Origin of the sequence: Streptomyces sp. NPDC016845 (assembly GCF_044332585.1) — a bacterium.
Taxonomy (GTDB): domain Bacteria; phylum Actinomycetota; class Actinomycetes; order Streptomycetales; family Streptomycetaceae; genus Streptomyces.
On sequence record NZ_JBIRPI010000001.1, the window covers coordinates 942323 to 954359 of the forward strand.

The following is a 12037-nucleotide window of genomic DNA, read 5'->3' on the forward strand; positions in this document are numbered from 1 at the left end:
TACAGCAGCCACCACCACAAGACGTACAGAAGCAAGTCGTAAAGAAGCAGTCGTAAAGAAGCAGTCGTAAAGAAGCAGGAGAGAGCTGAGCATGGACAAGCTCACGATGGTCCTCGGGGAATACCCGCACGGTCAGGCGCTGCTCGACGGCAATGTCGAGATCGACGGCTACGCGGTCGACCCGGTCGAGGTCAAGCCGGTCATCGGCGCCTACCGGCGGATGATCCGGGACCTGGAGTTCGACGTGTGCGAACTGGCCCCGGTCTCCTACCTGATGGCCCGCCAGGAGGGCATGGCGCTGACCGCGGTGCCGGTGTTCCTCAACCGCCGCTTCCACCACGGCGACGTGCAGTGCGCCGCCAACTCCGGCATCCGCGTGCCGCGCGACCTCGAGGGGCGCCGGATCGGTGTGCGCGCCTACTCGGTCAGCACCGGTGTGTGGGTGCGGGGTGTGCTGCGCGACGAGTACGGCGTGGACATCGACAAGATCACCTGGGTGGTCGACGACGACGACCACATCGAGGGCCGCGTCCCCGCCAACGTCGAGCGGGTCACCGACGGCCGCTCGCTGGGCGAACTGCTGCGCGCCGGGGAGATCGACGCCGCGCTCACCGGCAACGCGGGGACCGGCCGGGCCGGTGCGCCGCGGGCCGGCTGGACCGCCTCGGCCGAACCGGAGCCCGGGGCCGACGACAGCCCCTACCCGCTGTTCCCCGAGGCCGGCACGCTCGCCGTCGACCACTACCTGCGCAAGGGCGTCTACCCGCTGCACTCGCTGATCTCCGTGCGCACCGAGCTCGTGGAGCGCGACCCCGAACTGCCGACGAAGCTGTACGCGGCGTTCGCGGAGAGCAAGCGCCGCCACCTCGCCGAGCGGCCCGACTGGGCGGCGGTGCCCCGCCTCGCCCGCCAGGGCCGCGCGATCGCCGCCGACCCCGTCCCGTACGGCATCGGGGTCAACGAGCCAAGCCTGAACGCGATGGTGCGGTTCGCGAAGGACCAGGGACTGCTCGACCAGGACTTCCCTGCCGACCTGCGCTCGCTGTTCGCCGCGGGCGAGTACCCGGACGCCTGATCCCGGACCCAGGACCCTTACAGCACACCCCCGAAGACCAAGGGAGCACCTTCATGCACATCGTCGACGCGCACTGTCACATCATCTCCGAGGACGAGACCGCCTATCCCCGTGCCCCGCTCGGGGGAAAGCAGTCGACGTGGGCCGCGACCCGCCCGGTCACCGCCGAGGGCATGATCAGCCGCATGGACGACACCGGCATCGACCAGGCCGTCCTGGTCCAGGCCACCACGAACTACGGCTACGACAACTCCTACGTACTCGACAGCTGCCGGCGCTGGCCCGAGCGCTTCGTCGCCGTCGGCACCGTCGACCCGCTGCGCCCGGACGCGGCGGCCTCCCTCAAGGCCGCGGTCGGCGAGGGCGGGCTGTCCGGGGTGAGGCTCTTCACCAGCGGCAGCACGGTGCCCACGCAGGGGGAGTGGTTCGCCGCCCCGGAGACGTACTCCTTCTGGGAGCGGGCCGGGGAGCTCGGTGTCCCGGTGTGTCTTCAGATGCGCCTCGGTCCCGCCACCAAGCAGCTGGTGGAACTGCTGGAGCGGTTCCCCGGTGTGACGGTGCTCCTCGACCACATCGGCTACCCCGACATCGCCGCCTCGCCCGCGCAGGCCGGCGCCGAGGTGGCGGAGCTCGGCGTGCACCCTGGGCTGCACCTCAAGCTGACCCACCGCAATCTTGAGCGGCTGCAGGACGCGGGGGAGCGGGCCGGTGCATTCCTCACCCCGGTCGTCGAGGCGTTCGGTGCCGAGCGGATCGCCTGGGGCTCGAACTGCCCGGCGGCCGAGCAGTCCCTACCCGAGCTCCTCGTCCTCGCCGAGGGCGTTCTCGAGGCTCTTTCGGAGCAGGACCGGCAGCAGATCTTCGCGGGCACGTCCCGGCGTCTGTACGCGGGCCTGGGCGGATAGGGAGCTGGGCTGACATGCCGTCGGTTACTGTTCCCGCCTCGGTCCTCATCTCCACGGAACGTAAAGGCGGTCAAGGTGAACAGCTCGGGCAGCGAGAGCATCGGTGCGGAATCCGGGGCGAAGGCGTCGGGCACGCGCTACAGCCACGCGTACGAGGGACTGCGCTCCCTGCTCCTTTCGGGCAGCATCCCGCCCGACACGCGGTTGACCGAGGCGGACCTCACTCGGATGTTCGACGTGTCACGGAGCACGATGCGTACGGCTCTCGCGCGGCTGACGCAGGAGGGCTACATCTCCGGCGAGGTCAACCGCGGGGTGCGGACCAGGAGCTTCTCCGTCGACGAGGCGGCGGACATCCTGGAGGCGCGGGAGATCCTGGAGGCCGCGCTCGCCGCGAAGGCGGCGGAGCGGGCCACGGAAGAGGAGATCGAGGAGCTGCGCCGCATCCTTCAGGACATGGAGGAGGCACAGTCCCGGGGCGACCAGGACACCTACTCGCGTGGCAACCGCCGCTTCCACCAGCAGATGAAGGCTGCCGCACACCAGCAGACCCTGGCCCGCGCCTACGACACGCTGCTGTACCCGCTGGTGATGCGCCAGTACCGCAATCTCTCCGCTCCACACCCCAGGACCGGTTCGCTGGAGGAGCACCAGGCCATCTTCCTGGCCGTCGTCACCCGCAATCCCGATGCCGCGCACGCCGCGATGCGCCACCACGTCGGCTCCGCCAGAAGGGCGCTGCTGCTCGACACGTCCCCGGAGTCGTCCGCCAGTTGACGGGCGGCCGGGGCGGAAAGGACCGAATGCACCGCCCCATCGCGGACACCGAGGCCGGCCCCGTCCAGGGCGTCCTCTGCCGGGACCGCACCGTCAGCGTCTTCCGAGGCATCCCCTATGCCGCCGCGCCCGTCGGCGGACTGCGCTGGCGCCCGCCCGAGCCGCCGCACCGCTGGGAGGGTGTGCGGCAGGCCGACCGGTTCGGTCCCATGTGCCCGCAGGCACCCACCGAGGCGGCGGCGACCGGAGTCGATGTGCCGATGAGCGAGGACTGCCTCAGCCTGAACATCTGGACGGGCACGCCGTCCCTCGACGAACGCAGACCGGTGCTCGTCTGGATCTACGGGGGCGGCTTCCGCGAGGGCACCGGGGAGCACCCCCGCTACGACGGCGAGAACCTGGCCCGTCAGGGAACCGTCGTCGTCACCTTCAACTACCGCCTCGGCGCCCTCGGATTCCTCGCCGCCCCCGAGCTGAGCGAGGAGTCGGAACACGGCTCGTCCGGCAACTACGGACTGCTCGACTGCGTCGCCGCCCTTCGCTGGGTGCGCGACAACATCGAGCATTTCGGCGGTGACCCGAACCGAGTCACCATCGCGGGCCAGTCCGCGGGCGCGGGCCTGGTCAACTTCGCGGCCATGTCCCCGCTCGCCCGGGGCCTGTTCCACCGGGCCATCGCCCAGAGCCACGCCCGCTACTCCCGCGACCCCGAACTGCGCTACCTGTCCACCTCGTACCGCCTTCCGGCCGACGCCGAGAGCGCCGGCACCCGGTACATACGCGAGCACGGCGCACGTACCATCCGTGAACTGCGCGCCATGGACTGGCACAAGCTGATCGACGGCAACCACCCCGTCGACCCCGGCGTCGACACCGGCGGCGCCGCGGCACCCCCGCTGCTCCGCCCCGTCCTCGACGGGTGGGTGATCCCCACCGGCTACGACGAGACGTACACCAAGGGCCTGCAGAACGACGTCGACTACCTCACCGGCAACAACCTCGACGAGAGCGGCGCCGTGCCCGGGTCGCTCGTCGCCGCGCTGCGCTCCGGCCGGCGCACGATACGGCCCGGATCACCTCCGGTCCATGTGACGCTCGAGCAGCACCGGGCCGCAGCGCACCGCAAGTTCGGCCCGCTCGCCGAGGAGTTCCTGCGGCTGTACCCGGCCGCCACGGACGACGAGGCCGCGCACGCGAGCAGCATGGCCGCGCGCGACAACTCCCGCCTCTCCACCCACCTGTGGGGCGAGGACTGGAGCCGGCACACCACCGGCCGTCTGCACACCTATTTCTGGACCCATCGCAGCGGCATGCGCGGCGCCTCGCACGGGTCCGAGATCGACTACATCTTCGGCAACCCCGAGGGTGGCACCGCCACATGGACCGACGAGGACCACGAGATAGCGCGGACCCTCTCCGCGTACTGGACCAACTTCATCGCCACCGGCGACCCCAACGGCGACGGCCTCCCCCATTGGCCCGCCTTCCGGCCGGACGCGGACTCCGTCATGGAGATCGGCGCGGACTTCCGGCCCCTCCCCGTCGCGGACCCGGAGCGCACGGACTTCTGGCTCCGCTTCTTCCGCACCCAACAAGCTTGGTGAACGCAGAGCTTGGTGAACAAAGGAGTTCCCATGCGACATCGCACCATTTCACGGATACTCGCGCCGACCTGCGCCGCCCTCCTCGGCGTCACCCTGCTGACCGGCTGTGGTGACCAGGGCGCGGTCAAGGTCGGCGCCGACGGCAAGACGACCCTCTCGGTCGGTGTGAGCGGCAACATCTTCGACCTGTCAATCCGCGTGGCGGACGAGAACGGCTACTTCGCCCGGCACAACATCAAGGTCAAGTACGTGACACTGAACGCCTCGACGGGCACCGCCGCCCTGCAGTCGGGATCCGTGCACGTGCTCAACTCCAGCCCCACCGGGTTCCTGGCCGCCCTCTCCAAGAAGCTCCCCATGGAGTCCGTCGCCACCAACGGCGGAGGCAACCCTCTCGGCATCGTCGTCAGCACCGAGTTCGCGAAGAAGCACCATCTTACGGCCGACTCCTCCGCGGACAAGGTGGCCAAGGCCCTGGCGGACTCGACGGCCGGTGCCAGCTCCGCCAACACACAGGGCGAGGCCGGCCTCTACCTCAAGGCGCACGGTGTGGACCCGGACCAGCTCAAGTGGGTCTCGCTGCCGAGCCCGGCCGCCGACAAGGCCGCCCTCACCAAGGGCGAGGTCGACTGGTTCATCACCTCGGAGCCGATCCCGCTCCAGGTGCAGAACGAGGGCGACGGCGTCGTGGTCGCCGACCCGCTCAAGGTGCCGCAGTGGTCCTACGAGGACGCCGGATACGGCCAGGCCGTCACGGTGAAGAAAAGCTTCGCCGAGGACAACCCCAAGATTTTGAAGGGCTTCGCCACCGCCGTCCAGCAGGCGACTGCCTACCTCAGCACGCACAAGTCCGACGACAAGGCCGTGCTCGCCGCCGCGCGCAAGACACTGCCGGGTCTGCCCGACGACGTGCTGAGCGCCTCCGTCGCGCAGGTCGACTGGCCGAGGAGCGCCCAGCAGAACGCGGCCGGGTGGAAGAAGACCCAGGCCTTCGTCAAGGCCATCGGCGCGGCATCCGACACGGACGTCGGCAGCGACGACTGGACCAACACCTACCTGCCGTGACAGCGGCCGACCCCGACCGAAAGGAGCAGACCATGGCAACCGTCACCGAGAAATCCGTGGCCGAAACCGCCGCGCCACCGGCCCAGAAGTCCGCCACCCGCCTGCGCGGTACCGGCACCGTCATCGTGCTGCGCATCCTGGTGATCGTGGCCGCACTCATCCTGTGGCAGCTGTTGAGCGGCCCGGTCGTGCCCGAGTACGCGGTCAGCAAGCCGACCGATGTGGCGCAGTCGCTCGCCGACATGCTCGGCTCGGCGTCCGGCTGGACCGACATCAAGGTGACCACCGTCGAAGTGCTCGCCGGCTTCGGGCTCGGCGTCGCCATCGGCACCGTGATGGGCCTGGTCCTCGGCTCGTTCCCGCTCCTGGGACGCGTCATGGAACCCCTCGTCGCGGCCCTCAACGGCATCCCGAAGATCGCCCTCGCGCCGCTGTTCCTGCTGTTCTTCGGCATCGGCTCCTGGTCGAAGATCACCATCGCCATGACCGGCGTCGCCTTCGTCGTCTTCTACAACATCTACCTCGGCCTGCGCCTACGGGAACGCGAACTCGTCGAGGTCGTCCAGGTGATGGGCGGACGACGCCACCATGTCCTCGGCTACGTGACGATCCCGACGCTCGCCGCGCCGTTCTTCGCCGCGCTCAAGACCGGCGGACCGCTGGCGATCCTCGGCGTCATCGGCGGCGAGTTCATCGCCTCGACCGAAGGTGTGGGCCACGAACTGTTCACCGCGGCCCAGAACCTCGACGCGGCCGCCGAATTCGCCGGCCTGATCGTCCTCGTCGTGCTGACCCTCGTCCTGAACGGAGTCCTGACAGCCCTCGACACGTACGCCCTCAAGAGCCTCGGCCTCGCGGCCCGCCGCAGGCCCAGCGCGAAGCCCTGAGAGCGCGCGCCGCGCATACCGGACAAGGGCATCCCTTCACCGGACCGGACAAGGGCCCGGCAACGGGTTGACCGCCTCCGGTCCGGTCCGCCCTTGGCATCTCCCTCTCACCAGCGCATGTCGGGTTGGCCGAGTGCCGCTCGTCGTTCGTCGGTGAGCTTGTCGGCGCGGCGGCGGGCGTCGGCGGTGCACCTGCCCAGGCCTGACCAGGACGGTGTCCTCGGGGGTGATCTGGTGAGGTCATTCCAGGCGGGAGCGGGCACGCTGCAGGAGATGGGCGGAGTGCTTGATGACGGCGACGGCGACGGCGACGGCGACGGCGACGGCGATGAAGTTGAGGTTGAGGGGCGGCTCATGCCGCCCGGCATACCGCTCGGTGTCGTCTCCGAGGCGTCCGGGGTGTCGTTCTCGGTGGACCTCATGAGCCGATGACCTGCCGCGATGGCTGAGGGGGCGGCGGGGTTCATCCGCCGGAGGCGAGGGTCTGCCAGCCGTTCTCAAGGAGATCGAAGGCGAGGGTGATCGCCTGGCGGGGGTCGTCGTGTCCGCGGGCCGTGCGAGGCGCTTCGAGGGCGAAGTGGGCCAGGGCGGTGCAGCCGGGATCGTCGGCCGGCCGGCCGCTCTCCTCGGCGATGACCTGGGCGAGGGCGGCGGTGTGGCGTAGCCACATGGACTGTGAGTAGTCACGCAGGGCCGGCGTGCTGTTCACGAGGTCGAGATACGTGATGAAACGGGCGTCGCTGCCTGCTGTGGCCATGCGGGAGCGCAACGCGTGCTCGCGCAGTGCCGCGGGGATCGACTGCCCCTTGGGGCGTTCGCGCACGGCGGCGAGCAGGTGCGCCTCCTGGTCCGCGTCCTCGTCGAAGACGAGGGCTTCCTTGACCGGGAAGTGTTTGAACAGCGTGGTGGTGGACACATCGGCGGCCTCGGCGATCTCCCGGATGCCGACGTCGTCGTAGCCGCGCTCCAGGAACAGGCGTAGCGCGGCGTCGGCGATGGCCTGGCGGGTGGCGGCCTTTTTGCGCTCGCGGCGCCCCACCGGTGCGGAGCCGTTCTCGGTGTCGCTCATGCTCAGACTCTACCCCGCCGGGTTGCCCGGTTACAAAAGTTGAGCTGTTGCACTTATTTAACCGTTGTGCTCTTCTGGGGTGGTCGCAGTGGGGACACAGCCCGGCGGCCCTCTCTCCTGCGTTTCTCTTGCGTTCCTCATCTCCGAAAGGAGTGATCAGGTATGTCCACGTCCGATTCGCTCCCCACTTCCGGCCCCTCGCCCGCCCTCAAGAACGTGCGCTGGGTGCTGCTCGGCATCATGCTCGCGATGCTCCTGTCCATGCTCGACAACATGGTCGTGAGCACCGCGATGCCGACGATCGTCGGGGACCTGGGCGGCCTTGAGCACATCTCCTGGGTGGTCACCGCCTACACGCTGATCACCGCCGTCACGACGCCGATCTGGGGCAAGTTCGGCGACCTGTTCGGCCGCAAGCCCATGTACCTGGCGTCGATCGCCGTGTTCCTCGTCGGATCCGTGCTCTGCGGGGCCGCCCAGTCGATGACCGAGCTGATCGCCTTCCGTGTCGTACAGGGCATCGGCGCCGGTGGGATCGGAGCGGGTGCCTTCGCTCTGATCGGCGCGCTCGTGCCGCCCCGCGAGCGCGGAAAGTATCAGGGCATGACCGCCTCGGTGATGGCGATCGGCACCATCGGTGGACCGCTCCTGGGCGGGTTCGTCACCGGCCACTTCGACTGGCGCTGGGCCTTCTACGTCAACCTGCCCCTCGGCCTGGCCGCCCTGGTGTGGCTCCGGCTGAAGTTGCATGTGCCCGCCCAGCGCATCGAGGCGAAGATCGACTGGGTGGGCATCGGCCTGCTGACCGGCTCCATCACCGCGATCGTGCTGGCCGCGACCTGGGCGGGGACCACCTACGCCTGGGGCTCCTGGCAGATCCTCGCCCTCGGTGCGGTGGCCGTGATCGTACTGGCCGCGTTCATCGCTGCGGAGAAACGGACCAGTGAGCCGCTGCTGCCGCTGAGCGTGTTCACGAACCACCGCAACTTCCCGCTCGCGATGGTGCTGATCCTCGTCGCCGGTGTGGTCATGTTCGGCGCCGGCCTGTACCTGCCGCTGTTCCAGCAGACCGTGCAGGGCGCCTCCGCCACCAACTCGGGGCTGCTGATACTGCCCATGATGATCCCCGTCCTGATCGTCTCGACCATCGCGGGCAAGGTCATGTCGGCCACCGGCAAGTACAAGATCTTCCCGGTTCTCGGCACTCTGTTCCTCGCGGCCGGCCTCGGGCTCCTGGCCACCATGAGTACCGACACCTCACCGTTGCTGACCAGCCTGTACATGGTCCTCGTCGGCATCGGCCTGGGCTTCACCATGCAGATGTCGGGCACCATCGCGCAAAACAGCGCGCCCCTGCGCGACATGGGCGCCGCGATGAGCTCCGTCAACCTCTTCCGCACCCTGGGCGGCTCCGTCGGCGTCGCCGTCTTCGGCTCGCTGTTCACCCGCGCTGTCCAGCCCGCGCTGCCCGCCGGCGCCGAAACCGGCCCGGCCGCCCTGCACCACCTGCCCGCCGGCGCCAAGGACGCCTACCTCCGGGCGGTCGCCACCGGCACCGGCCACATCTTCCTGACCGCCGCAATCCTGTGCGGGCTCGCCTTCGTCGCCGCGCTCTTCGTCATCGAAGTCCCCCTGATGAAGGCCGGACCGCCCGCCCCCTCGGCCGACAGGGCCGACAACACCTCCGCCTGCGCCGCCAACTGACGCGGCACACGGCAACACAGCACCCGCACCACACGAACGGAGCACCACCATGAACACCGCCCCCACCCCGCGCATCGCCATCATCGGCGCCGGCCCCGGCGGCCTGACCTGCGCCCGCATCCTGCAGCGACACGGCATCCCCGCCACCGTCTACGACCACGAGAGCGGCCCCGACGCCCGCAACCAGGGCGGCACCCTCGACCTCCACGAGGACAACGGCCAAATCGCCCTGCGCGAGGCCGGACTGCTCGATGCCTTCTTCCGCGTCTCGCGCCCCGAGGGGCAGGAGATGCGCCAGCTGGACACCACCGGCACCATCGTCTTCCATCACGTCCCCGAAGAAGGCGAATGCTTCAAGCCGGAGATCGACCGAGGCGCACTGCGCGACCTCCTGCTGAACTCACTCGAGCCCGGCACGGTGCGCTGGGGCCACACCCTGCGCTCCGTCGACGGGCCCACAACCAGTCCCCGCCAACTCCACTTCGCCGACGGCACCGTCATCGAGGCCGACCTCGTCGTCGGAGCCGACGGCGCCTGGTCCAAGGTCCGCCGCGCCGTCTCCGACGCCACCCCTGAGTACAGCGGCGTCAGCTTTCTCGAAGCCTGGTTCCACGACGTCGACACCCGGCACCCCGAGATCGCCGAACTCGTCGGCCAGGGCAGCGCCGCAGCGGCCGACGGCGACCGCTGCCTGTTTGCCCAGCGCAACAGCGGTGACCACATCCGCGTCTACATCATCCAGCGCGTTGCCGCCGACTGGATCGCCGCAGTCGGCCTGGCCATCGAGGACACCGACGGCATCCGCGCCCTCCTGCTCGACCGCTACCGCGACTGGTCACCGAACCTGCGCCGCCTGCTCACCGACAACGACGGCCGCTACGTCGACCGCCCCATCAACGCACTGCCGGTCCCGCACACCTGGGAGCACAACCCCACCGTCACGCTCCTGGGCGACGCCGCCCATCTGATGCCCCCGCTCGGCGTCGGCGTCAACCTCGCGATGCTCGACGCCTGCGAACTCGCCCTCGCCATCGTGCAGCACGACACCGTCGACGACGCCGTCCTCGCCTACGAGACGACAATGGTGCCGCGCTCCGCCCAGATGCAACAGCTCCTCGACCACGGCGCCGAAGAACTACTGTCCACCGAGCTACCTGACTTCGCCCAGGACACAACGGCCATGGACTGAAGGGCGCGGTGCCGTCGGTGGATGGTGCGGTGCGTCTCGTACGCGGCCAGAACGTTCCCTCGTAGGTTTTTGGGCAGCAGCTGGGCCAATGCCGCCGCGATCACTGCCCGGCCCGCCCACGAGAGGTGTGCCCGGCCAACCCGGCTGCGACAACGGTGAGTTGGTGCCGCGGCGCGAGAGTCTCCGCATTCTTGGAAGTCTTCGATCGCGCCGGCAACGCAATCCACCCCAGGACCTTCGAGCCCAGGCCGGCGCTGCCTGCAAAGGGGTGCCCGCATCGAGCTTCGCGTCGCGGCCGAGCGTGGTGCCTCGTCCCTCGGGGCATCGGTCGCCGTTCGTCGCTCCAGGTGCGCATCGGACGGTGTCCCCAGTCGTCCAGCGCGGTCGGGTGTCACTCCATCACCTCCCGCGCCGCCTTCGCATCCGGCTGGGACCCCAGCCGGGTCGGGTCCGAGGCTGGGGAGCGCCGGGACTGGGGTCGTTCCACGGTTCGAGCGGGCGCGGCCGGGTGTTGTCCTTCGGCAGGACTTATCGCCGGCCGTACCGCACCACCGGCGATACCGCACCACCGGCACCGCACCCACCGACCCCGCACCACCGACGCGAAAGGCATGTCCATGAAGCCGTTGCCCTGGAATGCTCTGGCGGACCGCCGGGCCCTGCTGCGGGCGGCGGCCGCGCTGCCCGCCGCTGCCGTCGCCGTCGGTGGACTGGAGGGCGAGGCCGCTGCGGCCGAGGCTCCCGGCCTTCCCGATTTCGCGCCGGTCCCGGCCGCCGCGACCGGGCCGAAGGTCAACGACTCGGGGTACTTCGTGGGTCGGATCGACGGAAATCTTCACTGGGTCACCGACGGGTTCTACCAGGCGATGTTCCTCAGCACCCGGGAAGGCGTCGTCCTGGTCGACGCCCCGCCGACCATCGGGCACAACCTCCTGCGGGCGATCGCCGACGTGACGCGGGTCAACGGCCGTCCCGCGAAGGTCACGCACCTCATCTATTCGCACTCGCACGCCGACCACGCCGGGGCCGCCTCGATCCTCGGCAAGGACGTGGTGCGCATCGGTCACGCCGAATGCCGGCGCCTGCTGCTGCGTGACAACGACCCGAACCGGCCGGCGCCGACCGTGACCTTCGAGGACCACTACACGCTCCATGTCGGCGGCGAGCGCCTGGAGTTGGCCCACCACGGGCCGAACCACAGCCCCGACAACATCTTCATCCACGCCCCGGAACACAAGACCCTGATGGTCGTCGACGTCCTGTACCCGGGCTGGGTGCCGTTCAAGAACCTCGCGGTCTCCCAGTCCATCCCGGCCTGGCTCCGGGCACAGGACATAGCGATGGGGTATCCCTGGCGGACGCTGGTCGGCGGTCATCTCGGCCGGCTCGGCAGACGCGCGGACGGCGACCTCCAGCGCGCCTACATGGCCGACCTCGTAGCCTCCACACGCGCGTCGATGAACCTGGACCCCACGCCGTACTTCGACAAGTACGGCCCCCAGGGCAACTCCTGGGCGGTCTTCAAGACGTACCTCGACGCGGTGGCGGCGCAGGCCGCCGCGCCGGTGGCCGCGAAGTACACCGGTGTTCTCGCCGCGGCGGACGTGTTCACCCTCGACAACGCGGCGACGCTGGTCGAGTCCTTCCGCATCGACGCCGGGACGCTCGGCCCGTTCGGCATCCACCCCTGACCTCCGTACCCGTATCTCCGTACCCGCGTCTGCGTACACGTCCGCTGATTCCGTACCCGAGGAAGGCCGAT

The 12037-nt window shown here is 69.6% G+C and carries 11 protein-coding genes; 10 read left to right on the forward strand and 1 reads right to left on the reverse strand.

Annotated features, from left to right (window positions below; all coding sequences use genetic code 11):
• The first annotated feature begins 91 nt into the window (after positions 1 to 91).
• The 7 genes from ACH4RC_RS03950 to ACH4RC_RS03980 all read left to right on the forward strand — a co-directional run bounded on the left by ACH4RC_RS03950 (position 92) and on the right by ACH4RC_RS03980 (position 6745).
• On the forward strand, positions 92 to 1075 hold the full coding sequence (locus tag ACH4RC_RS03950; RefSeq protein WP_398194725.1) for an ABC transporter substrate-binding protein: 984 nt from the start codon (positions 92 to 94) through the stop codon (positions 1073 to 1075).
• Between the two features lie 53 nt (positions 1076 to 1128).
• On the forward strand, positions 1129 to 1980 hold the full coding sequence (locus tag ACH4RC_RS03955; RefSeq protein WP_398194727.1) for an amidohydrolase family protein: 852 nt from the start codon (positions 1129 to 1131) through the stop codon (positions 1978 to 1980).
• 75 nt (positions 1981 to 2055) lie between these two features.
• Complete coding sequence (locus ACH4RC_RS03960; RefSeq protein ID WP_398194730.1) at positions 2056 to 2757, forward strand: GntR family transcriptional regulator; 702 nt, start codon at positions 2056 to 2058, stop codon at positions 2755 to 2757.
• A gap of 26 nt (positions 2758 to 2783) precedes the next feature.
• The gene (locus ACH4RC_RS03965; protein WP_398194732.1) at positions 2784 to 4361 is read left to right on the forward strand and encodes a carboxylesterase/lipase family protein; all 1578 of its coding nucleotides are present in this window, start codon (positions 2784 to 2786) and stop codon (positions 4359 to 4361) included.
• A 30-nt stretch (positions 4362 to 4391) separates the two neighbouring features.
• A complete protein-coding gene (locus tag ACH4RC_RS03970) occupies positions 4392 to 5426 on the forward strand; it encodes an ABC transporter substrate-binding protein (RefSeq protein WP_398194734.1) in 1035 nt (344 codons plus the stop codon).
• 32 nt (positions 5427 to 5458) lie between these two features.
• Positions 5459 to 6313, forward strand: coding sequence for an ABC transporter permease (locus tag ACH4RC_RS03975; RefSeq protein WP_398194737.1), 855 nt, complete (start codon positions 5459 to 5461; stop codon positions 6311 to 6313).
• A 234-nt stretch (positions 6314 to 6547) separates the two neighbouring features.
• On the forward strand, positions 6548 to 6745 hold the full coding sequence (locus ACH4RC_RS03980; protein WP_398194739.1) for a hypothetical protein: 198 nt from the start codon (positions 6548 to 6550) through the stop codon (positions 6743 to 6745).
• A gap of 31 nt (positions 6746 to 6776) precedes the next feature.
• Here the strand turns inward: ACH4RC_RS03980 and ACH4RC_RS03985 are convergent, their stop codons facing one another.
• Positions 6777 to 7382, reverse strand: a complete 606-nt coding sequence (locus ACH4RC_RS03985; RefSeq protein WP_398194742.1) for a TetR/AcrR family transcriptional regulator — start codon at positions 7380 to 7382, stop codon at positions 6777 to 6779.
• Positions 7383 to 7544: 162 nt separating this feature from the next.
• Here ACH4RC_RS03985 and ACH4RC_RS03990 point away from each other — a divergent pair, with 162 nt between their 5' ends.
• From ACH4RC_RS03990 to ACH4RC_RS04000, 3 genes are all read left to right on the forward strand, one after another.
• Positions 7545 to 9086, forward strand: a complete 1542-nt coding sequence (locus ACH4RC_RS03990; RefSeq protein ID WP_398194747.1) for an MDR family MFS transporter — start codon at positions 7545 to 7547, stop codon at positions 9084 to 9086.
• Between the two features lie 49 nt (positions 9087 to 9135).
• Positions 9136 to 10275, forward strand: coding sequence for an FAD-dependent oxidoreductase (locus tag ACH4RC_RS03995; RefSeq protein ID WP_398194750.1), 1140 nt, complete (start codon positions 9136 to 9138; stop codon positions 10273 to 10275).
• 617 nt (positions 10276 to 10892) lie between these two features.
• Positions 10893 to 11966 carry an MBL fold metallo-hydrolase gene (locus ACH4RC_RS04000; RefSeq protein WP_398194752.1) on the forward strand — a complete coding sequence of 358 codons (1074 nt, stop codon included), beginning with the start codon at positions 10893 to 10895 and terminating at the stop codon, positions 11964 to 11966.
• Positions 11967 to 12037: the final 71 nt, after the last annotated feature.